We start from the raw sequence: 24,722 nt of genomic DNA, 5'->3' as shown, positions 1-24,722 counted from the left end.
GCCTACCACCACTTCACCGATCCACCGCCATGCCGTACATCGCCGCCACCGCCACGGGCTTCCCGCCGCACTACTACCCGCAGGACTCGATCCTCGCCGACCTCCAGGACATCTGGGCTGGCACCGGGATCAATCTCAACCGCGTCGCGCGGCTGCACGCCAACACGACCGTCGAAGGCCGCTACATCGCCGTCCCGAAGGCCGACTACCATACGATGAGCGGCTGGAAGGACGCCAACGCCGCCTACGCCGAGATAGGCGTTGAACTCGGCGCGCAGGTGCTCACCCGCTTATTCGAGCAAGCAAACATCCATGCCAGCGAGGTGTCGATGCTGCTCTCGGCCTGCACGACTGGCATCGCCGTCCCGACGATCGACGCGCGGATCATGAACCGCGTGCCGTTTCGATCCGACCTCAAGCGCGTGCCGGTCTATGGGCTCGGCTGCGCTGCCGGAGCCGCCGGGCTCGCCCGCGTGGCCGACTACTTGCAAGGACACCCCACCGAGGCCGCGGTGCTGCTCTGCCAGGAGTTTTGCTCGCTCACGATTCAGAAGCAGGACACGACAGTCGCCAACCTGATCGCGTGTGGCCTCTTCGGCGATGCGTCCGCCGCTGTGCTGATGGTCGGCGACGAGCATCCCCTAGCGGGCAAAAACACGGTCGCAGGCCTGCCAACGCAAATCGACCTCGAACAGCCCGAGGGCGACGGGTCAGCTCCCGTAGCGACGCCACGGCCTGAAGCACGGGGTCCGCAGGTGCTCGCCACGCGCTCGGTGTTCTTCCCCGAGAGCGAGCGCACGATGGGCTGGGACGTGACCGAGATGGGCATGCGGATCGTCCTCTCCGCCGAGGTACCCGACGTGGCCGAGGCGGCCGTCCCGCCGCACGTCTCCGCGCTCCTCGCCGAGCACGACCTCACCCTGGCCGACGTGGACCGCTGGCTCTGCCACCCCGGCGGCCCCAAGGTCATCGGCGCGATCGAGAGCGGCCTTGGTCTGGACGACGCGGCGCTCGCGATGAGCCGCGACGTGCTCCGCCGCGTGGGCAACGTCTCGTCGGTGTCGGTGCTGCTGATCCTCGACCGCGTGCTGCGTCAGTGCGACCACGATGCGGGCGACACGGGCGTCCTCCTCGCCATGGGCCCCGCCTTCGCCGCCGACCTCGCGCTGCTGCGGTGGTGAGCGATGGGCTACCACTATGCTATCTCGACGTCCAAGAAACCGAGGCGCGCGCAGCTTTTCTTTGACCGGAGCCAGAAGGATCTCCTCGAGCGGGTAGCGTCGTACGGGCTTGAGTCTCCGCTCAGCGAGTCTCATCATGCCGTCCTGGATGAGTGGACGCTGGATTATCTCGATGACGCCAGCCATGGGCCCTCTCTCATCCCACGTGACCCCGTCCTGGTGCACGATACTCTGGGCCAGATTCAGGTAGGTCTGGATCGCATCTGCTCAGGTCGAAATGACCGGCTCTACTCAGACACACGTTGGGCGATGGAAGCCGCTCTCGCTCTCTGCGACGAGGCCACGCAACAGCAGATTCTGATTTATCTCTTCACGGTACCGTAAGTCATGCCCGGCCTGATCGGGCATCCATGCGGCGTCAGCGACCAGCTCGGAACACCGAATGGAATGACTTTCGTCGGCCTTCGGCTCTGGATCACGTCCGGGATGACACGAATCGGAGGCCGAGGTTGTGCTGGTGGGCCGTCGTCCCTTGAGACGATGCCAAGTGCGAGCGGGCCTCCGGATTGTGGCTCGCCAACCATGGCCGTGTGAACGTTTCGCGGGGCGGCATCTTGGTGGGGACGGCGTGCATACGTTCGACCGCCTGCACCTCTCCACCGCCTGTCTCGTGGCCGACCGCTCCTGGCGCACCGACGCGCTGCTCCTCGTCATCATCCTCATCTGGGGACTCAACTTCGCCGTCATCAAGGTGGCGCTGGCAGCGTTGCACCCGTTCACGGTCAACATCGCACGCTTCCTGATCGCGGGCGCGACGCTCGCCGGGATGCTTGCCTGGGAAGGCCATCACTATGGGACAGGGCGTCACGGGCGCGGGGTTCGGGAGGCGTTCGTGGCGCCGCTCCGCGACCATCTACGCGCCGTCGTTACGCTGGGGATCACGGGCAACATCTTCTACCAGACGTGCTTTATCCTCGGCGTCAACCTCACGGCGGCCGGCAGCGCGGCGCTCATCATGGCCTCGACGCCCGTGTGGACGGCGCTGATGGCGCGCGTGGGCGGCCAAGAGCGTTTGAGCGCGCGCGCGTGGCTTGGCCTCGGGGTCAGCCTCGCGGGCACGGTGGTGGTGATCCTCGCAGGTGGCACGACGCTTGACCTCGGTGCCGACACGCTGCTCGGCAACCTGCTCATGCTCGCGGCGGCGCTTTTCTGGGGGCTCTACACGGTCCTTTCGAAGCCGTTCATGGCGCGCGGGGCGTCACCGAACGGGCTGGCGTTCTACGCCGTCGTGGTGGCGCTGCCGGGGATGTATGCCTTCCACCGCTTCGGGCCCGGCCCGGCGGACTGGGCCGCGCTCGGGCCTGATGTATGGGCGAGCCTCGTCTTCTCCGGCGCACTCTCCATCGGCGTAGCCTACGGCCTGTGGAACGTGGCCGTGCGCCAGGTGGGGGCCGCCTACGCGACGGCCTACGGCAACCTCGTCCCGTTCGTCGCCATCGGCGCGGGCGCGTGGCTGCTCGACGAAGCCATCACGGTCTACCAACTCCTCGGCGGCGCGCTCATCATCGGCGGGCTGCTGCTGCTGCGCCGCGCCCGGATGACGCGGCGGCCGGAGCCTGTGGAAGCAGCCGTGGGGGAAGGCTAGCCTAGGCGTCCTCTTCGACCCAGTCGGCGACGAACACGTTGGTGTCGCGGCTGGGCTCGCGGTCTACCCGGCGGTTCGACGAGAAGACCAGCTGCGTGCCGTCCGGGCTAAACATCGGGAAGGCGTCGAACGTGCCGGAGTGGGTGATCTGCTGGATGCTCGACTCGCCCTGGTCCGGGTCGATCATGAAGATGGCAAACCCCCGCCCGCCTTGGTCCTGCGTGTGGTGGTTGCTCGAAAAGAGAACGCGCTCGTTGTCCGGGTGGAAGTAGGGCGCCCATTGCGCGCCGGGCAGCGACGTGATCTTGCGCGCGTCGGACCCGTCCATGTCGGCGATGTAGATGTCCATGTTGGTGGGCTGGACGAGGCCGCGGCCTAGCAGTTCACGGTACATGTTGGCCTCCTCGCCTTCGGCCGGGCGACTCGACCGCCACACGAGCTTGGTGCCGTCGGGTGAGAAGAACGCACCGCCGTCGTAGCCGAGGCCGCTGGTCAGCTGGAGGTCTTCCTCGGTTTCCAGGTCATAGCGCCAGAGCTCGAGGTCGCCGGTGCGGTCCGTGGTGTAGACGATGTAGCGGCCGTCGGGGCTGACGGTGGCCTCGGCGTCGTAGCCCTCGCCGCCGATGAGCACCTCCGGGTCGCTGTCGGGATTGGACGGATCGGTGATGTAGATATCGTAGCTGTCGTGGATCGGCCAGACGTAGCGCCCACCGACGAACGGTATGGCCTCGGGGCAGGCGGGGCTGGCGGCGTGCGTGGACGCGTAGACGACGCGCCCGTCGGCGAGGAAGTAGGCACACGTCGTTCGCCCGCGCATGGTCGAGACGTCGGCGTACTGCGTTGAGTCGCCGAGGGCGGAACCGTCGGCGTTCATGACGAAGATCTGGTCGCAGCCCTGCGGGTTGATGGCGTCCCAGTCGCTCTGGAAGACGAGCTGCGTGCCGTCGAAGCTCCAGTAGGCCTCGGCGTTGTTGCCGCCGAAGGTGAGCTGGCGGATGTTGCGGAGGTGCGTCTCGCCCTCGAAGCGGAGCGAATCGGCGGCGGGGTCGTAGTCGGCCGTGGCGGAAGCAGGCGCGTCCGCGGACGGCGGGGCGCAGGCCGCGAGCAGGAGTAGGGCGGCGAGGAACGAAAGCAGGGGGCGCATCAAGAGCAAGGTCAGAGGTCCGAATGGGAGAGCAGCGTCTGCAAACGCCCGAAGCGGTGCGGGTTTCCCCGGCGCGGTAGCCCAGGCGCGCCTGGAACATCTCGCAGCCCGGCTCCATCCAACATGGCCGAGGTCTTCACTGGGCCTCCATATCCCTCAGCCCTTCTCACGACCCAGCCCCTTTACATCATGGCAGCTGACAAGCACACCGAAACCTGGCCCGAGTTGGCCATCGGCCTCTACGACAAGCTCACCGGGCGCGGCGCCGAGATCACGTACGAGTTCGAGAACATGGAGGTCCACGTCCCCAGCGGCACCGGCGACAACGTCACGCACGCCCACTGGAAGATGAACGGCACCATCAAGATCCGGACGCAGGATACCGCCTCCGACGGTTGATCCCATGCCTGACCTGCGGAAGTCTCGCTCTCGGCAGCGCCGTCCCGTCAGCGTCTACGCCGACCTCGACCTCGACCTGGCCGGGGACGCCGTCACGGTGCGATCGACGCCTGAGAAGGTGCTCGTGGACGTCGCCGACGCACCGGCTGCGCTCCGCATCGCGCGGACGCTGCAGGGGTCCGGCGGCGCGGCGCTCTTCGAGCGGCTCCCGCCGGCCTTCGACGTGACCGGCATCAACGCTGAGATCCGCGTGGCGGGGCGTCCCGTGGCGCGCATCGGCCCAGCCTTCGCGGCCAACCTCGTCGGGCGCCTCGTCGCCGACGGGGTGGCGGTCTACCCGTGGAGCTTCGTCAAGGCGTGGTTGCGCGGTAGCTGACGCGCGGTAGCTGACGCACCTCTTCACCGGCACGGTTTCTCTCGGTGGGCAGCGCTACGGCGTGGCCCACCGTTTCGCGTCTCACCGTCCTGGCCCCCGAGCAGCAACGACCCATGACCCTCAACCCTCGACCCTCGACCAAGCCCACCGTTGCCATTGCTGGAGCCACGGGCTTCATCGGCACGTGTCTCCGCGAGACGCTCCGCGACGACGCCCACCTCGTAGGGCTGACCCGCTCGGCCACGCGCGCTGCCAACGCCGATCCGTCGGACCTGACGGAGTGGCGCCGGTGCGACCTCTTCTCGCTCCTGCAACTCGAACGCGGCCTCGAAGGCGTCGACTACGCGATCTACCTCGTCCACTCGATGCTGCCGTCGTCGCGGCTCACGCAGGGCTCGTTCGAGGACATGGACCTCATCCTGGCCGACAACTTCGCGCGGGCGGCGGAGAAGGCGGGTGTCAAACAGATCCTCTACCTCGGCGGACTGCTGCCGCACGAGGGCGAGCTCTCGCTCCACCTCCAGAGCCGCTACGAGGTCGAGCAGACGCTCGGCGCGCGCTCGGTGCCGCTGACGGCGCTCCGCGCAGGCATCGTGGTCGGGCCGGGCGGATCGTCGCTGCGCATCCTCGTCAACCTCGTCCGGCGGCTCCCAGCGATGATCCTGCCCGCGTGGACGCGCTCGCTCACGCACCCTATCGCCATCGCGGACGTGCTGCGGGCCTTCCAGTGGAGCCTCGGCAACCCCAACGCCTTCGGCCAGACCTACGACATCGGCGGGCCGGAGGTGATGACCTACAAGGACATGATGGCGACGGCCTCCGAGGTCGCCGGTGCCACCACGGCGATGCTCAACGTGCCCGTGTTCTCGCCGCAGCTCTCGAAGCTGTGGGTGTCGCTTTTCGGCGGCGCCTCACGCGAACTGGTCGATCCGCTCGTGGACAGTCTCCGCCACGACCTCGTTGCCCAGGACAACCCGCTCCTCCAGCACCTCATGGACGGCGCGACGCCCTATCGTGAGGCCCTCCGCCTCGCCCTCACCGACGACGGCCGGATGCGGGACAACCCCCGAAAAACGCTCCGCAAGCGCGACGACAGCGTGATCCGCGAGGCGCGGCTCGTCCGCTCCGTGCAGCGCATGCCCCTTCCGCCGGGCCGCAACGCCCGCTGGGTCGCTGAGGAGTACATGCGATGGCTCCCCACGTTCGTCCGCCCCGTCCTCCGCGTGACGATGGACGCCGACCGGGTGTGCCGCTTCTACCTCCGCCCGCTCCCCGAGCCGCTGCTCGAACTCGATTTCTCGACCGAGCGCAGCTGGCCCGACCGGCAACTCTTCTACGTCACCGGCGGCCTGCTCTCGCTCGATTCGCAGGAGTATGCTGGGCGGTTGGAGTTCCGTGAGATGCTCTGCGGGACGACCATCTTGGCGGCCATCCACGACTTCTCGCCTCGGCTGCCGTGGTACATCTACAACGTCACGCAGGCTATCGCGCACGTGATCGTGATGCGCGGCTTCCGGCATCACCTGCAGCACCTCGCAGACAAGACGGCGTCTGCTGGACACGCTGTGGAAGACCTAGCTCTGTCCGTGCGCTAAGGCGTGTGGACAATCGGCCTGATCGGCGCTCACGGCCTCCGTTCGGCCTCCCCTTCGTTCCACTCGTCACCCGATCCTGCGAGATCGCGTCCCTCGCGCGCCCAGCGGTGCGCGCCTTGCGGCGACACAAACGGCGTCTCGTGAGCACCTGACCCGATCAATGTCCACACGCCATAGACGAGGGTCGGTCTGAACAGCGGGGCCGTGGCGAGCGGGCGTCAGCCCAGGCGCGCGAACCAGGCGATGAGGTAGGGCCGGTGAGCGGCACGGTGCCGTCTGCCCAGCTAGACACAGCCAGGCCTAGGCACAGCCAGGTGGGCATTTTGGAGAGGCGCTAGGCAGCGGCCTTGCCGCGCGTCGAGATCCCGAGTGCGCGGTAGAGCGGGCACATCCCCACGAAGCTCGTCAGGGCGAAGATGGCGGCGACGATGCCGAGGAGGATCGTGGCGAGGCCAGAGATCTGGCCCGTGAAATAGAGCACGGCGATCAGCGCGACGATGGCGAGGCGGACGACGCGGTCCACGGTGTGCATGTTCTTGGTCATGGGAGGTCGGGTCGGGTAAGCGTGGTGACGATGCGCCGGGCAATGCCCGACGGCACCGCAACCTAGCCCACCCGCCTGGGCATGTCTGTGACGAAGTCACGCGCCACGATGCCGTCCCTTCCCCTACACGGCTAGGGCCGTTGCAGCAGCGCACGCAGCCCCGTTGTGTCGCGGAGGGTGACGCGGCTGCGGTCGAGCGTCACCAGTCCGTTCTGCTCCAATGTCTTGAGGTGGCGGCTCACGACGGCTCGTGCGCTGCCCAAGTCCGTGGCAATCTGCTCGTGCGTGCGCGCGACCTCGCCGCCGATGGCGGCATCGAGCAGGTAGTCGGCGAGGCGGGCGTCGAGGCGGCGAAACATCAGGTCCTCCATGCGCCCGATGACCTCGGCGAAGCGGCGGGCGATCAGCCCCAGCACGAAGCCGCGCCAGGCCTCCGACGTGTCCATCCAGGCCCGGACGTCCGACAGGCGCACGACGATGGCGCGGACGTCCGTCTCGGCGACGGCGAACGCAGGAAAGTCCGCCTCGCCGAGGAGGCACGAGGCCGTCAGGACGCAGCTTTCGCCCGGCCGGATGCGGTAGAGCGTGACCTCGCGGCCTTCGTCGCTCTGCACGAAGACGCGCACCGTCCCCGCGGTCACCAGCGGGAGCATCTGGCACGCCTCGCCCTCCATGCAGATGAAGCCGCCTGCCGGGACGCGCACCGTCTGGGCATGGGCATCCACCTCGGCCCGCAGCGACGGCGTCGCAAGCGTAGGAAACAGCTCCGTGACGACCTCCGAGATCCGCGCCGCCATCTCGCTCAGCCAGCGTCCGGCAGCGTCCCAGCGATGCCGATGTGCAGCGCGTCCGGGTCGAGGTGGCGGCGGATCGCCGCGTTGACCTCGTCGAGCGAGAGCGCGTGGATCTTCTCGGGGTACGCGTCGAGATAGCCGACCTCGAAGTCGCGCTCGGCGTTGACGAGGAGCGCCGTCGCGAGGCCGCGCGTGGTCGCGAGGCCGACGGAGAACGTCCCCGCGATGGTCGTCTGCTTCTCGGCGAGTTCGTCCGCCGTGATGCCGTCCTCGACGAAGCGCCGGAACTCGGCAAGCGTTGCCTCGATGCCGCGGTCGAGGTTGGGGCCGCTGAGCGTGACGCGGAGGAGCGCGTGCCCGGCGTGCTCGACGGCGATGCCAGCCAGCTGCGCGCCGATGCCATAGGTGAGCCCGAGGTCGTCGCGGACGTGGCTCATCAGGCGCGCGGAGAAGTTGCCGCCGAGCACGTAGACGGCGAGGTAGAGCGCGAGGAAGTCGTCGTGGTCGCGGCGCAGCGTGAGCGGGTGGCCGATGCGCACGTCGAGGTTGTGCTTGTCGGCGATGGCACGCGTGGCGCGACCGGCGGCCTGGGGCGTAGCCGCCTCGGCATACTTCGCGGCCGACGTGTGCGGCATCCAGTCGCCGAGCGTGCCCTCGACGCGGGCGGCAGTGCGCATGGGTTCGAGGTCGCCCGCGAACGCTACGAGCAGCTTCGTGCCGCCGAAGTGCGCGGCGTGGTAGGCGCGGGCATCGTCCACGGTGTAGGCATCAAGCCGTGCGAGTTCGTCGGCGGCCTCGGCCATGAAGTTGGGGTGCGCAGGGCCATAGAGGCGGCGGCTGAGCAGCCCGGCGGCCTGCGAGCCCGTGGCGTCCATCGATCGGCGGATGCCAGCGGTCACCTGCGCCTTGGCCTTCGCAAACTCCGTGCGGTCGAGGAGCGGAGCGCGCAGCTGCTCGGCGAGCAGGTCGAGCACGGCGGGGAGGTCGTCGGACAGCGCACGGCCTGAGAAGCCGACGCGGAGGTCGTCCGAGTAGAAGCTCAGCTGAGCGCCCCGGTCCTCCAGCGCCTCGGCCACGGTAAAGCGGTCGCGGGTCTGCGTTCCTTTGTCGAGGAGCAGTACCGTGAGCGCCTGGAGTAGCTCTTCACCCGCGCCGAGGTCGGGCGCTGTCCAGAGCGACCCGCGAAACGACACCACGTTGTCGATGGGCGTCGGGAGGGCGAGCATGCGAGCATGCCCCGCCTGCTGGACCGCCACGCGCTCGGCGAGGGGCACGCGTGCTTCGGTAGGCGATGCCGAGGTGGTGGAAGGCGCGTTGGAGGACGCACCGGGCGAGGCAGGCATGAACGCGGGGGAAGGTATGCGGACGTAGCAGCGCCGTATGCGTGCCCGCGTAGCTCCGTTCCCGAACCGCTTCCAGAAGGACGATGTGCACTCCCGCGTCGATCCGAGAGGGGGGGCCGGCGCTTCGCCGTACCTTGCGGCCCGTCTTCTCTGGCTGCCGCTTGCTCTGCCCTTCGATGCGCCTCTTCGCCCTGCTTCCCCTCTGCGCCCTCCTGGTTGCCCCCTCCGCCTTCGCCCAGAACGGGCGGGCAGCTTCGGGCACCTTCTTCCTCGCCGATTGCCGCATCGAGACGGTTGCCGCAGGGACCATCGAGACTGGTGGCGTGCTGCTCCGCGACGGACGCATCGAGGCGGTTGGGACCGATGCCACCGCGCCGAGCGACGCTACCGTAATCCCGTGCGACGGCGGGACGGTCTACCCGGGGATGATCGACAGCGGCACGCGGCTCGGGCTGCTCGAAGTCGGCTCGCTGGACGAGACGCGCGACTTCCGCGAGGTCGGTGAAGTGACGCCCCAGATGCAGGCGCTCACGGCCGTCAACCCCAACTCGGTGCTCATCCCCGAGGCGCGCCTCGGCGGCGTCACGACGGTGCTCACCGTCCCCGATGGCGGCACGATGCCCGGCACGGCAGCGCTGATTCACCTCCACGGCTACACCCCCGCGCAGATGGACGCGGGCTTTCGCGCGGTCGTGCTCGACTATCCCTCGTCGGCCCGGCGCGGCTCCTTCGACCGCCGCGACCAGTCCGAGATCGACAAGGCGTTCGACAAGGCCCTGGAGACGGTCAACGAGACGTGGGACAGCGCCGAACTCTACGCCCGCATCGACTCCGCGTACGCGGCCACTCCTGACCCCGAGCGTGCTCCGGCCTACCAGCCTGAGATGGCGGCGCTGCTGCCCGTCGTGCGTGGCGAGGTGCCGCTGCTCATCACCGTGAACGCCGCGCGGGACATCCAACATGCGCTCGGCTGGGTCGAGGAGCGCGGCGTGCGCGCCGTCCTCTCCGGCGTCGCCGAGGGCTGGCGCGTGGCCGACGAGATCGCCGACGCGGGGATTCCTGTGCTCGCCGGGCCCGTCTTGAGCCTCCCCACGCGCGACAGCGACCGCTACGACAAGCCCTACCAGAACGCGGCGCTGCTCCACCAGGCGGGCGTGCAGGTCGCGCTGCGCACCGGCGAGGTTGAGAACGTGCGCAATCTGGCGTTCAATGCAGGCTTCGCCGCCGCCTACGGACGCGAGATCGGCTTCGGCCCCGCGGAGGCGCTCCGCGCGGTCACGCTGACGCCCGCTGAGATCTTCGGCATTGCGGACGGGGTCGGCTCCATCGAGGTCGGCAAGCGCGGGACGCTCTTTGTGGCGACCGGCGACCCGTTCGAGACGGCGACCCAGATCACGCACGTCTTCATCGACGGCTACCAGGTGCCGATGGAAAGCCGCCAGACCGAGCTCTACGACGAGTTCCTCCAGCGCTCGCCCGGCCTGGCGAAGTAGCTGGAAACTGACGCCGCTTAGCGACAGCGCCTCGCGGCGGTGCTTGCTGCCCAAGGCGCTTTCTGCCCAAGGCGCTTTCTGCTGCCCAATACGCTTCGGACTCTCGCATGCGCGTCCTCGCCTCGCTCCTCCTGCTCGTCGCTGCTGTCGCGTTGACGTTTGGGTGCGCGCGGTTAGCGCCGCCCATCGTGTCGAGCGATGGGACGGCGGACTGTGTGCTGCTGCTGCACGGGCTCGGCCGCACGGCCGCGTCGATGACGCCGGTGGCCGACGCACTACGGGCCGAGGGCTACCACGTCGTCAACGCAGGCTACCCGTCCACTGAGCATTCCATCGACACGCTCGCGGCGCGCTATGTGGCGCCAGCGCTGCGCGGCGGATGCCGACCGGCGGCGTATCCCGCGCGTCAGATCCACGTCGTCACGCACTCGATGGGCGGCATCCTCATGCGGGCGCTCGCGGCCCAGGACGGTCTGCCCGACAACCCTGTCCTCTCTGACAACATGGGCCGCGTGGTCATGCTCGCTCCGCCAAACCAGGGTAGCGAGGTCGCCGAGGCGCTCAAGGACTGGTGGCTCTTCCAGCGTACCAACGGCCCTGCAGGCGTGGCCCTCGGTACCACCGACAGCACGCCGCTCGCGCTCGGGCCGGTACCGTTCGAGACGGGTGTGATCGCGGGCACGCGCAGCCTCGATCCCTGGTTTGCGCTGCTCTTCGACGGGCCGCACGACGGCAAGGTGGCGGTCGCGCGGGCGCAGGTCGAGGGCATGGTCGACTTCCGGACGGTTGCCGCCAGCCACACGTTCATCATGCGCCACCCCGATGTGCTGCCCGACGTCCTGTTCTTCTTGGAGCAAGGGCAGTTTCGACCGCGGACGGACCCCGCCCCGTAGAGAAAATGTGTCGTGAAGGGAGAGTGAAGGGTGGGATCTTCGCTCCCAGCGAAACGTACGGGAGAAAGCGCTTTTCTAGGTTTTCATGCCGCATTCATGCCGCAAGCGCATCTATCTGACCCCATAACCACCCGCCATTCATGACGCGCTACCACGCCAACCTCGTCGGCTGGGGCATGAGTGTCCCCGACAACGTCCTCACCAACGACGACCTCGCCCAGATGGTGGACACGTCCGACGAGTGGATCCGTTCGCGCTCGGGCATCGTCGAGCGGCACATCGTCGAGGAGGGCGAGACGACGAAGACGATGTCTGTGGATGCGTCGAGAAAGGCGCTCGACCGCGCCGGGCTGACGGCGCAGGACCTCGACCTGATCCTGATCGCCACGTCCAGCCCGGACGAGTTCATCCCGCCGGTGTCGAGCCGCATCCAGCACGAGCTGGGCGCGCAGTGCGGCGCGATGACGCTCATCGTCGGCTGCACGGGCTTCCTCTACGGCCTCGTGACGGCAAGCCAGTTCATCGCCACGGGCGCGGCCAAGAACGTGCTTGTGGTCGGCGTGGAGACGATCTCGCGCAACCTTGACTGGTCAGACCGGACGACCTGCGTGCTCTTCGGCGACGGGGCGGGCGCGGTCGTGCTGCAGGCCACCGAGACGCCGTGCGGCGTGCAGAGCCACCTGCTCGGCTCGGACGGCTCTGGGGCGGACCACCTCATCGCCCCGGGCGTCGGCGCGCGCACCACGATGACGACCGGCATGATCGAACGCGGCGAGCACTTCCTGCGTATGAACGGCCGCGAGGTCTTCAAATTCGCCACCGGCAAGATGGTCGAGTCGCTCGCGCAGGTCATGGGCGAGGCGGGCGTGAGCGCCGACGACATCGACCTGTTCATCCCGCACCAAGCCAACCGGCGCATCATCGAGTACGCGGCGCAGCAGGCGGGCTTCCCGATGGACAAGGTCTACATCAACCTCGACCGCTACGGCAACACGTCGGCCGCGTCGGTGCCGCTCGCGCTCAACGAGGCGCTCGATCAGGGGCTGGCCGGGCCGGGCGACACGCTTGCGCTGGTCGCGTTCGGCTCGGGCCTGACGTGGGGCGCGACGATCTTCGAGCTTGGTTCGATGCAGTCGGAGGAAAACCTGGCTGCGATGGAGCGCGAGACGGTCGCGGCCTAGCGGCTCGGCGGGCTCGGGATCACCTGAGATCACTCAGGACGGCTCGGGCGTTCTCCGGGCAGCCCAGGTCAGCGGGGCGCCAGACTAGCCGACCGCTAGATCAGCGAGTCGAACGACACGAACTGGGGCATCTCCGCCGTCTCACTGGACGTGCCCGTCCGTGTGTCTGACTCGTCCGCAAGCTCGTCGGCCTCGGCGACGGCTGCGCCTGCTTCGACGGACGACGCCTTGCGTTGCGGCATGGCTGCGACCCAGTTGGCCCGGCGGAGGTCCTCCTCCGGGAGTTCGTAGGTCGAGGCGGCGTCCTCCGGCGGGTCTGCGAGGGGAAACTCCACGATGAAGGTAGTCCCGTGCCCGAGCTCGCTCTCCGCCCGGATCTGGCCCCCGTGTCCCTCCACGACCATCTTCACGATCGAGAGGCCGAGCCCGGTGGAGCTCTCGCCGCCGGTAGGCTGAGCCGTGAGTTTCTGGAACTTGCCGAACAGCTTCGCTTGGTCGCTCTCCGAGAGGCCCGGCCCTTCGTCCCGCACCCGCAGAACGCCCGTGTCTTCCGACTTGGAGATGCTTACCCAGATGTCGCGCTCGGGGGGCGTGTACTTGACGGCATTGCTGACCAGGTTGTCGAGCACAACCGGGAGCCAGTTCGGGTCGGCGCGCACGTAGAGCGGGACGCTCGACCCGGGGGCGTGCAGGCGCTGACCCTTGCGCGTGGCCTGCGACAGGAAGCGGTCGAGGGACGCCTGACTGATGCGCACCAGATCCACCGAGGTCGGGGCGAAGTCGAGCTGGCCGCTCTCCAGCGCCTCCACGTCGAGGAACTGCGTCACCATCTCCAAGGCATGGTCCGCCGTCGACTCGATCATCTCCAGGATCTCGGAGTGCGACGTGATGTCGGGAGCGCTCCCCGAAGACAGCTCGGAGCGCAGGACCTTGGCAAACTCGCGAACGCCTCCGAGCGGGTTCTTGAGGTCGTGGGCCACGAGGCGCATGAGCTGCGACTTGGTCTCGCTGGCCTCAGCCAGGGCCTCGTTGGCGTCGGTGAGCTCGGCCGTCCGGGACGTCACCATCCGCTCTAGCGCGTCGTGGCGAGCCTTGAGGGTGCGCACGCGCAAGGCGGACGACCCGAAGATGAGGCCGACGATCGCGAACGCGAGGAGCAGCCGGAACCACCACGTCTGGAAATACCGCGGGGCGAGGTAGAACGAGAGCGCGTCGCCCTCCTCGTTCCAGACGCCGTCGCTGTTGCTCGCGATGACCCGGAACGTATACGAGCCCGGCTCCAGGTTGGTGTAGAACGCGTTGCGGCGGTCTTCCGCGTCGATCCAATCCGCGTCGAGGCCTTCGAGCTGATAGCGGTAGCGCACCGCGCCGGGTGCGATGAAGGTGGCTGCGGCGAAGTCGAACTCGAAGCGCTGCGAGCGGGAGGCGACCTTGATGAGTGAGGTCTGCTTGATCTCGGTGTCGTCGACCAGGAAGTGCTCGATGTGGACGGGAGGCGCCTGCTCGTTGTAGCGGAGCGAGTCGGGGTTGAACACGACCGCGCCGGCAATCGACGGCAGCCAGAGGCGACCCTGGCCGTCGCGGATGCCCGCGGGCTGCACCCCTCCATTGAACTCGGGGCTGCGGAGCCCGTCGGTCTTGTCGTACGTCGACATCTCGAACTTCGCGAGCATCCCGTCGGCGACCGCATGGAGGGTGTCCAGCGCGACGCGGGCGAGGCCGGTGTTCGATGTCATCCAGAGCTGACCCGAAGCATCGGGCAGCAGCGCGAAGATGGCGTCGCTGTAGAGCCCGTCTCGGGCGGTGATCGTGCGCACCTCGCCGTCGTAGCGGGCTAGCCCGCCGCCCTGCGTCCCGATCCAGAGCGCATGCTCCTCGGCATACAGGGAGAGAACGGTGTTGCTTTCGAGCCCCTGCTCGACGGTGATCTGCTCAACCACGGCGCCGTCTTCCAGCACGTTGACGCCGCCCTCATAGGTGCCCACAAGGGTGCGGCCGGCCTTGTCCTCGGAGACAATCGTGATGAGGTTGTTAGACAAGCCCTGCTCCGTCGAAATCAGCGTAAACTGGTCGTCGACGAAGCGGTAGACGCCTTCTTGCGTCCCGATCCAGAGCACGCCCTCGCGATCCTCGTAGAGCGCAAACACAGACCGGGCGTTGAACCCCGACTCGGGGCCGTACGTGCGGAACCGGCCCTGGCTGAAGCGCTGGAGGCCCTCGCCGTAGGTGCCTACCCAGACGCTGCCGTCCTGCGTGCCGAGCACCGCGATGATCAGGTCCGAGGCGAGGCCGTTCGCCGTCGTGTAGGTGGTCAGGTCGCCGTTGATGTAGCGGGTGAGACCACCGCCCTCGGTCCCCATCCAGATGCCGCCGTCGCGGTCCTCGGTGATGCTCCACACCGGGTTGGCACCCAGCCCTTCCTGCTCGGTGAACGTGATGAACTTGCCGACTCGGAACTGGACGAGCCCGCCCCCGTCGGTCCCAACCCACAGCGTGCCTTCGCGGTCGAAGAGGAGGGCGCTGATGTTGTCGAAGGCGAGGCCGTCAGCGGAGTAATAGGTGTCGCTGCGCTGGCCGTCGAACCGGAAGAGGCCTTCCTGTCCGCTTCCCATCCAGAGGTCGCCCGAGGGGGCTTCGAGGAGAGTCCGGATCCCCTCGTCGGGCATGGGGGCGCCGGGGGGGAAGTGCGCGAGGAGGCGGGTCGTGCTGCCGGCATAGGCAAGCTGGTAGAGGCCGCTCTCGACGGTGGCGACCCACACGACGTTGTTGGCTCCGACCTCAATGTCTCGGAGAGCGACGCTCTCGGGGATAGAGCTGATGCGGGTGGCGAGTGACCCCCGCACGTGGAAGAGGCCTTGATCCCGCGACGCGACCCACAGGCCTCCGTTGCCGTCAAGGGCGAGGTCGACGATGTTGAGGGGGAGGTCGTCGGGAAGGAGCGGCTCGAAGCGGTCGCCCATCCACCTCGCTAGCCCGGCCTCGTAGGTGCCGGCGACGAGCCGCCCGTCGGCGTCCTCCACGAGGGCGCTGATCCGGTCTCCAGGCAGGCCGTCGTTGCGGTCGTAGGTGACCATGGAGTCGGCTTGCACGCGGGTGAGGCCGCCGCCCATCGTGCCGATCCAGAGCGAGCCGTCGCGCGTCTCTTGCAGCGACGTGACCGCGTTGAGCGCGAGGGCACTGTTCGCCGCGTTGTACGTGTGGAAGTCGATGCCGTCGAACCGGGCGACACCTTCCTGGGTGCCGATCCAGAGGTAGCCGTCGCGCGTCTGGTGCAGCGCCGTGACGCTCGACTGCGGCAGGCCGTCCTCAAGCGTCCACGTCTGCTGGATGTACTGCGAGATCGACGGCGTAATGCGCTGCGCGAGCACATCGGTGCTCCAGAGCAGGCACACGCAGACCAGGCAGCAGACACCAACCAGGCGGCGGTAGAAACGGCTATCGGTAGAAACGGGGGTCACCCTGGCAAGACATTCGCTGATGATATACCATTCCGGGCGGAAAGGGGGCCTATGCCGCCTGGTCGGATATGGAACTGGGCACTCCGCAAACAGAGTGCCCAGTTTTCGGGAGGCTGGAGCGCGAAGAGCTACCAGGCTCGTTGAGGTCCTTCTGGCATGGCTATCGGCGCCATGCAGAGGCGCTCAATACATGACCGAGGACGACTCAAGGTGCACGACTGTGCGGAGGTAGGTCCTGGCCTGGCGCGGCGTCATCGCGTAGCGGCCCTCGGCGCAGACTAGGGTCACGTTGCGGCTGCACGCGCGCCAGCTGATCAGGTGGCCCAGGGCGTGGGCGCGTTCAAGGAGTTCTGCAAGAGACATGGAAACGGGGGATAGCAGAGGGGGAAGAGCGTCACGCCCCTGCCCTTCGCGCGAAAGGCAGGGGCGCGCTTGTCACTGACCGCGACGCAGGGCTTGGAGCAGCTCCTGGGCCAGCGGCGCGTACGTGATGGACGCGTCGGCGCGCAGCGAGACCTGGCCGAGCGCGGCCAGCCCACCGACGACGCGCACCTCGTTGTCGACCGACAGCTGGTCCTGCGCGAAGGCGTGCGCGTCGAAGTGGCCGCGGATCCGGACATCGTCCTGGGCATAGATCGCGATGGTCGCGTGCGTGTCCGAGGCCGACTCGATCGCCGAGCCCTGCTCCACGAACAGGTCGTCACCGACCAAGATCACGCCGTAGCCCGTGATGCTGGCGTCTTCGAGCACCAGGTCGCCCTCGACGTACCAGACCACAGGCGCCTCGGCGGTGCCCAGCTGGATCTGCTCTCCGCTGATGCGGACCGTCCCGCTGGACTGCTGCGAGGCCACGTGCTGGTAGTTCTGGGCCTGGAACGAGGGGAGCTCCAGGGGATCCTGCTGCATCACGACCGGGAGGTCGGTCGGGTTGTAGCGCGGACGGAACACGCTGGCGTCGCCGCTGAAGGAGCCAGCGTAGTAGCCGAACCCATCGATGCGGGCTTGGGTGCCAGCCGCGATGCTGAGCTGACCCGACGTGTAGATGTTGGCGTTGCCGCCGGTGATCGAGGTGACCTTGATCTCGTTCTCGATGGCGATGTCACCGCCCGACGCGAGGGCGTAGCGCGTCAGCCAGAGCAGGTCGTGGTCGTTGGTGAGGGCGAGCACGTCGAGCGCGCGGTCCGTCGTCCCGCTCGGCACCCCGGCGATCCCCGACCGCGCCGACTCCACGAGCAGGGCTTCCACCTGCGCGGGCGTCGCGTTCTTGTTCTCGGCCAGGAACGCAGCCGCGGCCCCCGCCACGAACGGCGCCGCCATCGACGTACCGCTCATCAGCACGAGGTCGTCCGAGTCGTGGTCGAGCGACATGATGTCCACGCCCGGCGCCAGGATGTCGACCGTCGCGCCATAGTTGGAGAACGAGGCGAACTGGTTCGCTTGATCGTAGGCCCCGACCACGATGGCTTCGTGGACGTGCGCCGGCGTCACCGTCGAGGCGTCGATGCCCGCGTTGCCCGCCGCGATCACGACCGTGACGTCGTTCTCGATGGCCGCGACTACGGCCTCGTCGAGCGCGTTGTACTCCGACGTGCCGACCTCGGCGCCGAGCGACATGTTAAGCACGACGGGGCGGCCGGGCTTCTGCAGCTTGTAGCTCACCACGTGCTCGACGGCCGCGATGGCCTTCGAGAGGTCCACCGGCCCGCCGTCGTCGGTCTCCTGGCCCGTGAGGACGCGCAGCGCGTGGACGTGGGCGCCCGGTGCCACGCCCCGGATGCCACGCTGGTTGGCAAGGCCCGCTGCGATGCCCGCGATGTGGGTACCGTGGCCGTCGATGTCAGGCGCAGAGCCGTCGGTGTTCGAGGTGAAGTCGTAGGCGCTCTCCAGCTTGACATCGTCCGTGGAGATGCCGGTGTCCATCACGAAGAGGTCCACCTTGTTGTGCGGCGCATCGCTCTCGCCGGAGACGAGCGTGCCCCACGACACCGACTCGGTGCCGGTGGCCGACACCTCACGGATGCCGAACGGGTGGAGCTGCACTTCGATGTCGGGCTCGATCCACTCGATCTCGTCGTTGAGCGACAGGTCGATGATGAGCTGGGCGACGATCTCCTCGCTCACCCACACGGAGAGGCCGTCGAAGACGTTGTCGTACTCGTAGCGGGAGATGACCTTGTAGGGATCCATCTCGCCGTAGCGGGAGAGCACCTTGTAGGTGTCGGGGTCGGTGTAGCGGGAGATGACCTTGTAGGGGTCCATCTCGCCGTAGCGGGAGAGCACCTTGTAGGTGTCGAGGCCGATGATGAGGCCGACGTACTCGCCGTCGCCGAGCTCGTCTTCGCCGGTGCTCGAGTTGGCCGTCGGGGCCGCGGAGCCCTTGCGGGAGCGGATCTCGGCCGCGACGCGCGGGGCCGCGTAGGTTGCCCGTTCGAGGAGGTGCCCGTGGCGGAGCTTGGAGTCGGCCGGGATGGCCGGCGAGATCGACTCGGCCTCGATGTCAGGCAGGCCGGTGTCGCAGCCAGAGACGAGTACGAATGCGAGGAGAAGGGCAACGCCTAGGAGCAGGCGTGCCGGGTGTGGAGTAGGAATCCGCTGGGTGAACATGGGTGCGTGGATCGGGGAGAATGGGAACACGCCCCATCCGACAAAGCACTGTCCAGGTACACGGCGCATCCCTCAAAACAGCCTGGAATGGCACAGAAAGCCACCTTGGTCGCGCGTATCGTTAACGGAACCGCGTGGGATCTCACTCTGAAACTGGCCCGTCTCAAACGGAGAACGAGCGCTGTCGGGCGTGGGGAGCCCGTATCGAAACCAGGCTAGGTAGCTCCGAAACGAGGCGGCCCCCCGCCTGCGCTGCCGAGGGCGATCGAGGTACGGTAGCGCGTCCTCCTCGCGAGGTCCTCGTGCTTGACAGCGCAGGCCAGGTGCGACCCTCGGGCAGCGAACTCAGGCGGCGCGCTCGGCCTGCATCCACGGTGGGTCCAGCGCAGCGACCTCGGCGTAGACGGGGCAGGCGGGCGTGTGCGCGCCGGGGAGGTAGCCGAGGCTCATGAGGAACTCGCCCGTGATCTCGCCGCCGGTGAACTTGAACGTGCGCTTGAAGAGCTTGACCCACTCGGCCTTGGGTAGCGGGTGGTGGTGGTCGAGCCAGTCGGCAAACGAGCCGTGCTCGGCGCGGAGGCGCTGGAGCGTCCGCGCGTTCTCGATGGCGGCGTTGACCTTGAGCTTGTTGCGGACGATGCCCGCGTCGGCGAGCAGGCGGGCGCGGTCGTCCTCGCCGTAGGCGGCCACCGCGTCGATGTTGAAGCCGCTGTAGGCGCGGCGGAAGCCCTCGCGCTTCTTGAGGATGGTGAGCCACGAGAGGCCTGCCTGGTTGATTTCGAGGACGAGCCGCTCGAAGAGCACGCGGTCGTCGCGGCTCGGGACGCCGTACTCGTGGTCGTGGTAGGGGCCGTGGAACGGGTGGCCGGGCGCGGCCTCGCAGTAGGTCATGGAGGGCTGGCGGGTTAGAGGAGAGGCAACGATCAGGCTCGTACTCCACGATGCCACATGTCTGTCAGCCCGCTTCTGCTACACGCTTGCTGGGAAGCGAGTCGCTGGATGTCAGTCGTAGCACGGACGGCTCTGCTCTCAAGGATCAGAATATCTCAAGAGAGTAGTCTGGCTTTAGCAAGGACTAAATCCCCAGTCTGACCTCGAAGCAATCCAATAGTTTGGCCTCATCCCTCGTCCGATCTGGCTCCTCAACAGACTTGCTCTGAGACTATCCTTCTTACACACTCACCCATTATATCACGGCGATCATAGCAAGAAGGCAGTCCGTCGATTCCCAAGTTGCCATCTGACTATACCATCATTTATGTTAGACTATCGAACTTGCGTCATCTAAATCAAAACCAGCCGACTGTCATTCGCTCATGATTTCTTCTATGATTAGGTTCGTCATTGCCATCGTCGCACTCATTATATCGGTGCCTACCGGGCTAGGGCAGCAGGAATGTAGCGTTGGTCCAACTCTGGGCTGTCGAGCTCAGATTCCTGCCGCCTACAGTCCAGGCACGATGCTTCCGATTCCCGTCGTGTTCCACACAGTATCCCAGAACAACAGCCCAGTAGTGAGCACTCAAGATGTGGACGACTTTATTTCCGATCTTAATGCCGCTGTTTTCGATTCGGGAATTATATTTAATAAGGCTGCAGTTAGTCATCATTCAAATTCGAGTTTCTCGGACTTTGGCAACAATTCCGAATTTACCGGTTTCCTAGAAAAGTATACTATAGACCCTAGTAATTTTATAAATGTAGTAATCCCTAAAACAGCATATAGGAGTGGTGGTGTAGAAGCTATCCCTGAATTAACCCCAGGAAACGAAGAAACCATTGGTACTATCAGAGATGGTCTTTTTACTACTGCGGATCGTTTTCCAAACGACTTATCAGGGAGATCTTTTGCTACTCCTATTCACGAGTTCGGCCACTTTTTCGGACTTGACCATACGTTTATTGGAGATAGTGAATCGTGTAATGGATGTGACCAAGACGGGGTACCAGATACTCCAATACATAAAAACACTGGGCCCAGTTGTCCATCCTTAATCCCAGATACATGCCCTAGCCGTGATGGACTCGACCCCATTGATAACTTCATGCATGTTACAAGTGCCATATGCAGAAATCGCTTTACGAATGGCCAAATATCAAGATTTCAATATTTTAGAGAAATAAGGAGGTCAGCTCTCGGCACATCTACGGCGGGAACCGTTTTCTACGACTCCCAATCATCTTCTCAGGTATTATCAAACATAAACTTATCAAGTCAGAATATATACATCTTACCTGGATCCAACATAACTATACAGGGTAATCTGACCCTCGATAATGGTTCCAGGCTAGTTATCACAGGGAATACAGACTTATCGGGGGTTACCTCGATCAATCTCATGGGGGGAAGCTCTGTAGAAATTGGAGGCGACGTTGGCTCGGTAGCGGTCTCACAAGGCATAACCGTTTCGGAGGGTAGCGTACTCTCTCTAGGCTTCGATGTAGAAAAACTTCAGGGTCAGACTCGAGAAAATCCCACAGGTGGTCATACGTTGTCGGTTAGCGTTTCTGCTGGGGGAAACATTTCAGTCACTGATCCAGGATCCTCTCTCGTGGTCGGGACAACGGCTTTGCTGACGCTTGGCAACGGCAGTAGTGCCACCTTCGAGAACGGTGGCATCTTGCGAACACAGAGAACCGTACGTCTCGAACGTAATGCTTCACTCACATTGGAGCCCACGGCTGGTGAACCGCGTTTTTCTGAGAGGCCGAGATTCGAATTAGGCAAAGACGCCAAGCTTGCCTTCCGCAACAGTGACTACAGCATTAGTGGCTCCAGCAACAGCCCACTCGTCTTCGAGCGCCTGAACGCGAATCATCGCTGGCACAGCGTCTCCTTTGAGGGGGACAACCTCGAAGTGGGCAATGCGATCTTCGATGGGGGCCGCTATGGAGCGCTGGTGTTTCAGCCGGGGAGCGTGGAGTTCAATGCCGTGACGTTCCGCAACAACATGGAGGGTCTGCGCGTGCTCTCGGCCGCTGGCACGGAGGTGGCGAACAGCCTCTTCGAGGACAACGGCACCGGCATCCGTACCGGCACGCCTACTACGTCGGACATCAGCGTGCTCTGCCGCAAGTGCCGCTCGGGCCTGGATGTGCTCGATACTGAGATCCGCGACAACACGGGCACGGGAATGCACCTCACCTTCGCCAACGTGGGTGTTCTGGGCACACAAATCCGCGACAACGGCGGGTACGGCGTCTATGCCTCGAATACGGCCCTGGACGACTTCACGAACAATCAGGTCGTTGGCAATGGCTACAGCTGGGATGTCTCAGGGACTCACATCGTCGCCGGGGGCGATCTCTTCCTCAGCCGCGCTGTCCCAAATGATCGAGGTGAGAACCGCATCGCCTCTAATGCTATGCGCGAGGTGTTCATCGGCGGTGGCGGCTTTGCCTTTCTGGGTAGTGCCGCTACGAACTCAGGGTTTAACGCGGTCTTCGATGCTTCAGGAACGCTCCTCTCCAATTCGTCCGGCACACCCATCAGTGCGGAGAATGTCTATTGGGGCTATCCGAGTGGGCCACCCCCTGGAGCCGTCCTGACGAGTGACCTTCAGAGCGCGCCCGTCTCGGTGTCGTCGCCGCTCGCTTGCGACCCGGTTCAACCGTTCGATCCGGACGATCCGAGCCCGTGCAGCGCTAATTCGAGACAGCGACCGACCGGCTCTGAAGCGGCACAGGACGGCTCTGCTCAACGCCGTGCCTCTGCGCGTCTACGTAGCCGTGTCCGTGCGCTCCTGGCGACGCTTGCGGACGGCGCGAAGCCCGATGAGGCGGTCCAACTGGTCTACGAACTGGGGAGCTACCACCGCCTCGACCGGGCGGGGGTGCGAGCGGAGCACCCAGCCACACTGCGCCTGCTGCAGGCCCTCGCGCGTGCTAGCAACGGAGCAAGACGAGCCGATGCCAAGGTCGAGGCTAGCGCGAAGACCGATGGCGAGGAGCGTACGCTCGCCGACGCGGCGCTCGAAGTGCTCGTAGTGGACGCGCTCACTGACGAACGCTACGACGAGGCGGCGGATGAGATTGCACGGGGACGACCGGGCGTGGTCTCGCCGCCGGTAGCGCGCGTGCTCGACGTGGCCGAGGCCGCCCTGTGGGCACGGGAGGGACTATTCGCCGACGCGGCCGCTCGTGTGGATGAGGTGGCTGCCACAGAGCCGGATGCCGAAGCCGCGCATGGGCTGATGCGGCTCGCCGAGCACTACGCCATGCGGGCCCAAGAAGACGCGGAGTCGTCAAGTGGGGGAGCCCGTCTGGCAGACCAGCCCCTACGCACAGTGAGATCGGCTTCTTCGCCTACCGGACCTGCTCTCTCGGTGTATCCGAACCCGACGGGTAGTCGAGCGACGGTGTCACTGAGCGTCGGCGCGGCGACCGTGGCGCGCGTGGTGGTCTACGACGTGCTCGGGCGCGCGGTGGCCCGGCTGCACGACGGCGCGGCGACGGCGCGGCTGCGGCTCACGCTCGACACGGCGGCGTTGCCCGCGGGTGTCTACGTGGTGCACGCCGAGGCGGGCGACACCGTACTCACACGCCGTCTCACCGTCGTCCGCTAGCCCATGCGTGCCGTCGTTGCTCTTGCGCTTCTTGTGTGTGCGGCGGGAGGCGCGCACGCCCAGCCGGTGCCCGCGCCGCAGGAGATCGGCGTGAGCGTGGCGCAGGGCAGCGAGGCGCTGGTGGTGCTCTCGCTCTCGAACGCGCAAGCTGAGGCGGTGGGGTACTGCGTGTCGTTTGAGCGGCCGGTGGCTGCGGGCCGTCTGGGGGCGGCGGCGCTCAGTGGGGCGTGCGGGGAGCCTGGGGAGGTGCTGCTGGTTGTGGGGGAAGAGGCGAACGGAGGGCGTCCATGGGACCCGTACGGGTTTGTGGCCTTGCCAGAGGGAGGCCTCCTCACGGCTGAGAGGAGTCTGCGGGGGCGGACGTTCGAGGTGACAGCGGATCTGCGCCGTGTGGGGTCGTTCGATCACCCGCGTGTGGAGGAGGTGGGGCCGTCGGTCTCGACGACGGGTCTGGCCTACCGCGCGGAGGTCGGCACGCTCTGGTGGCTCAACACCGAGGGCACCGGCTTCGGCATCGAGCGTGCACTCCTGCTCGAAGGCACCTTCGAGGGCGCTCCCACCGGCCGCCGTATCGAAATCCCAGTCGCACAAACTGGGGTGCCTCCTGCTCGAACAGGGTCGGTCGTAGGCCTGGCTTACAACACGCCCGTACAGCGCTTCTACTGGCTCGATGTGCTCAACCGTACCATCTGGGCTGCCGACACTTCGGGCGTGGCACGCCCAGGCTATCCCACGCCCGTCGCCGCCTACCCTGGCCTCAACCTCGGTTTTGGCGTCACGGCGCTGCCCGACCTAGCCACCTACACGTCGGGCTCTGGCTCCGTCACTCCCGCTCACGACCCGGACGGCCCCCGCCTCGAATTTGCGGTCGGTATACCCGGAGAGCCTGAGTACGACCGCCATGTGGTTGTCGGGCCGCGCGGCGAAGACCTCACGCCCAAGGCAGACGGGCGCACCCCGGCACCGCTAGAGACGCCGCTCCTGCTTCCCCTGCCAGGACGAAGCAGCGGTGGGGTCTCGGGCGGCTTGGAACGGAGCGCCACCGACCCCAACGGGGCGGTGTACTACGCCTGGAGCGACTTCGGCGATGCAGGCATCGCGATGCTGCGCCCGCACCCGGTGCCGCCGGGCTGGCTCACCGTCGAGCGCTGGCAGGGCACGCTCAGTGCAGCAGGCGAGCCGGATGCCCAGACCGAGATGGCCCTGTGGTTCCGGCCAGGGCGGCGAGCCGTGGGTACCTACCGCGCAGCCCTCCAGGTCTTTGACGCGACGACGGAGGCCGTCGTGGAGGTACCGCTCACGATGACCGTGACGACAGGCACCGACACGGAGGACGACGCGCCTATACCCACTGAGGCGATGCTCTCGGTGTATCCGAATCCCACGGGCGGCACGGCGACGGTGTCACTGAGCGTTGGCCCAGCGACCGTGGCGCGCGTGGTGGTCTACGACGTGCTCGGGCGCGCGGTGGCCCGGCTGCACGACGGCGCGGCGACGGCGCGGCTGC

The 24,722-nt window shown here is 66.5% G+C and carries 18 protein-coding genes; 10 read left to right on the top strand and 8 right to left on the bottom strand.

The genetic code is table 11. The features are described 5' to 3' along the window. Nucleotides 1-29: 29 nt before the first annotated feature. Complete coding sequence (locus AAFU51_15700) at nt 30-1,181, top strand: 3-oxoacyl-[acyl-carrier-protein] synthase III C-terminal domain-containing protein (protein ID MEO1572701.1); 1,152 nt, start codon at nt 30-32, stop codon at nt 1,179-1,181. Between the two features lie 628 nt (nt 1,182-1,809). Beyond that, nucleotides 1,810-2,826, top strand: coding sequence for a DMT family transporter (locus AAFU51_15695; GenBank protein ID MEO1572700.1), 1,017 nt, complete (start codon nt 1,810-1,812; stop codon nt 2,824-2,826). A gap of 1 nt (nt 2,827) precedes the next feature. On the opposite strand, the gene AAFU51_15690 is transcribed toward AAFU51_15695, so the two are convergent. After that, entirely contained in the window at nt 2,828-3,970 is a 1,143-nt protein-coding gene (locus AAFU51_15690; GenBank protein MEO1572699.1) for a hypothetical protein, read from the bottom strand. A 189-nt stretch (nt 3,971-4,159) separates the two neighbouring features. Between AAFU51_15690 and AAFU51_15685 the strand changes: the two genes are divergently transcribed. From AAFU51_15685 to AAFU51_15675, 3 genes are all read left to right on the top strand, one after another. Continuing rightward, entirely contained in the window at nt 4,160-4,369 is a 210-nt protein-coding gene (locus AAFU51_15685) for a hypothetical protein (protein MEO1572698.1), read from the top strand. Nucleotides 4,370-4,373: 4 nt separating this feature from the next. After that, on the top strand, nt 4,374-4,745 hold the full coding sequence (locus AAFU51_15680; GenBank protein ID MEO1572697.1) for a hypothetical protein: 372 nt from the start codon (nt 4,374-4,376) through the stop codon (nt 4,743-4,745). A gap of 113 nt (nt 4,746-4,858) precedes the next feature. Continuing rightward, entirely contained in the window at nt 4,859-6,340 is a 1,482-nt protein-coding gene (locus tag AAFU51_15675; protein ID MEO1572696.1) for an NAD(P)H-binding protein, read from the top strand. Between the two features lie 334 nt (nt 6,341-6,674). Here AAFU51_15675 and AAFU51_15670 read toward each other — a convergent pair whose 3' ends face one another. From AAFU51_15670 to AAFU51_15660, 3 genes are all read right to left on the bottom strand, one after another. Then, nucleotides 6,675-6,884: a DUF2892 domain-containing protein gene (locus AAFU51_15670; GenBank protein ID MEO1572695.1), complete on the bottom strand. Its 210-nt coding sequence runs from the start codon at nt 6,882-6,884 to the stop codon at nt 6,675-6,677. 131 nt (nt 6,885-7,015) lie between these two features. Then, nucleotides 7,016-7,681, bottom strand: a complete 666-nt coding sequence (locus tag AAFU51_15665; protein MEO1572694.1) for a Crp/Fnr family transcriptional regulator — start codon at nt 7,679-7,681, stop codon at nt 7,016-7,018. A 5-nt stretch (nt 7,682-7,686) separates the two neighbouring features. Further along, nucleotides 7,687-9,021 (bottom strand): pitrilysin family protein, encoded by a 1,335-nt coding sequence (locus tag AAFU51_15660; GenBank protein ID MEO1572693.1) that lies wholly within the window; start codon nt 9,019-9,021, stop codon nt 7,687-7,689. 176 nt (nt 9,022-9,197) lie between these two features. Between AAFU51_15660 and AAFU51_15655 the strand changes: the two genes are divergently transcribed. From AAFU51_15655 to AAFU51_15645, 3 genes are all read left to right on the top strand, one after another. After that, the gene (locus AAFU51_15655) at nt 9,198-10,514 is read left to right on the top strand and encodes an amidohydrolase family protein (GenBank protein ID MEO1572692.1); all 1,317 of its coding nucleotides are present in this window, start codon (nt 9,198-9,200) and stop codon (nt 10,512-10,514) included. Nucleotides 10,515-10,621: 107 nt separating this feature from the next. Beyond that, on the top strand, nt 10,622-11,407 hold the full coding sequence (locus tag AAFU51_15650) for an alpha/beta fold hydrolase (protein ID MEO1572691.1): 786 nt from the start codon (nt 10,622-10,624) through the stop codon (nt 11,405-11,407). 140 nt (nt 11,408-11,547) lie between these two features. After that, nucleotides 11,548-12,588 (top strand): beta-ketoacyl-ACP synthase III, encoded by a 1,041-nt coding sequence (locus AAFU51_15645; GenBank protein MEO1572690.1) that lies wholly within the window; start codon nt 11,548-11,550, stop codon nt 12,586-12,588. Between the two features lie 95 nt (nt 12,589-12,683). Here AAFU51_15645 and AAFU51_15640 read toward each other — a convergent pair whose 3' ends face one another. The 4 genes from AAFU51_15640 to AAFU51_15625 all read right to left on the bottom strand — a co-directional run bounded on the left by AAFU51_15640 (nt 12,684) and on the right by AAFU51_15625 (nt 19,541). Continuing rightward, nucleotides 12,684-15,980 (bottom strand): two-component regulator propeller domain-containing protein, encoded by a 3,297-nt coding sequence (locus AAFU51_15640; GenBank protein MEO1572689.1) that lies wholly within the window; start codon nt 15,978-15,980, stop codon nt 12,684-12,686. A gap of 249 nt (nt 15,981-16,229) precedes the next feature. Continuing rightward, on the bottom strand, nt 16,230-16,409 hold the full coding sequence (locus AAFU51_15635) for a hypothetical protein (protein ID MEO1572688.1): 180 nt from the start codon (nt 16,407-16,409) through the stop codon (nt 16,230-16,232). A gap of 72 nt (nt 16,410-16,481) precedes the next feature. Then, on the bottom strand, nt 16,482-18,650 hold the full coding sequence (locus AAFU51_15630; protein ID MEO1572687.1) for a S8 family serine peptidase: 2,169 nt from the start codon (nt 18,648-18,650) through the stop codon (nt 16,482-16,484). A 345-nt stretch (nt 18,651-18,995) separates the two neighbouring features. Beyond that, entirely contained in the window at nt 18,996-19,541 is a 546-nt protein-coding gene (locus AAFU51_15625) for a DNA-3-methyladenine glycosylase I (protein ID MEO1572686.1), read from the bottom strand. 1,967 nt (nt 19,542-21,508) lie between these two features. On the opposite strand from AAFU51_15625, the gene AAFU51_15620 reads away from it, so the two are divergent. Together AAFU51_15620 and AAFU51_15615 are read left to right on the top strand one after the other, a co-directional pair. After that, entirely contained in the window at nt 21,509-23,215 is a 1,707-nt protein-coding gene (locus tag AAFU51_15620) for a T9SS type A sorting domain-containing protein (GenBank protein ID MEO1572685.1), read from the top strand. 3 nt (nt 23,216-23,218) lie between these two features. Further along, a partial coding sequence (locus tag AAFU51_15615; protein MEO1572684.1) for a hypothetical protein occupies nt 23,219-24,722 on the top strand: 1,504 nt, incomplete at its 3' end.

Source organism: Bacteroidota bacterium (genome assembly GCA_039821555.1).
Taxonomy (GTDB): Bacteria; Bacteroidota; Rhodothermia; order Rhodothermales; family Rubricoccaceae; genus JBCBEX01.
The sequence above is the reverse complement of the archived record's forward strand: the minus strand, read 5'-3'. Positions and strand labels throughout refer to the sequence as shown.

Bases quoted from the DNA above. Each gene is read 5' to 3' on its own strand.
- AAFU51_15700 (MEO1572701.1), top strand. From the start codon at position 30: ATGCCGTACATCGCCGCCACCGCCACGGGCTTCCCGCCGCACTACTAC.
- AAFU51_15690 (MEO1572699.1), bottom strand. From the start codon at position 3,970: ATGCGCCCCCTGCTTTCGTTCCTCGCCGCCCTACTCCTGCTCGCGGCC.
- AAFU51_15685 (MEO1572698.1), top strand. From the start codon at position 4,160: ATGGCAGCTGACAAGCACACCGAAACCTGGCCCGAGTTGGCCATCGGC.
- AAFU51_15680 (MEO1572697.1), top strand. From the start codon at position 4,374: ATGCCTGACCTGCGGAAGTCTCGCTCTCGGCAGCGCCGTCCCGTCAGC.
- AAFU51_15675 (MEO1572696.1), top strand. From the start codon at position 4,859: ATGACCCTCAACCCTCGACCCTCGACCAAGCCCACCGTTGCCATTGCT.
- AAFU51_15670 (MEO1572695.1), bottom strand. From the start codon at position 6,884: ATGACCAAGAACATGCACACCGTGGACCGCGTCGTCCGCCTCGCCATC.
- AAFU51_15665 (MEO1572694.1), bottom strand. From the start codon at position 7,681: ATGGCGGCGCGGATCTCGGAGGTCGTCACGGAGCTGTTTCCTACGCTT.
- AAFU51_15660 (MEO1572693.1), bottom strand. From the start codon at position 9,021: ATGCCTGCCTCGCCCGGTGCGTCCTCCAACGCGCCTTCCACCACCTCG.
- AAFU51_15655 (MEO1572692.1), top strand. From the start codon at position 9,198: ATGCGCCTCTTCGCCCTGCTTCCCCTCTGCGCCCTCCTGGTTGCCCCC.
- AAFU51_15650 (MEO1572691.1), top strand. From the start codon at position 10,622: ATGCGCGTCCTCGCCTCGCTCCTCCTGCTCGTCGCTGCTGTCGCGTTG.
- AAFU51_15645 (MEO1572690.1), top strand. From the start codon at position 11,548: ATGACGCGCTACCACGCCAACCTCGTCGGCTGGGGCATGAGTGTCCCC.
- AAFU51_15635 (MEO1572688.1), bottom strand. From the start codon at position 16,409: ATGTCTCTTGCAGAACTCCTTGAACGCGCCCACGCCCTGGGCCACCTG.
- AAFU51_15630 (MEO1572687.1), bottom strand. From the start codon at position 18,650: ATGTTCACCCAGCGGATTCCTACTCCACACCCGGCACGCCTGCTCCTA.
- AAFU51_15625 (MEO1572686.1), bottom strand. From the start codon at position 19,541: ATGACCTACTGCGAGGCCGCGCCCGGCCACCCGTTCCACGGCCCCTAC.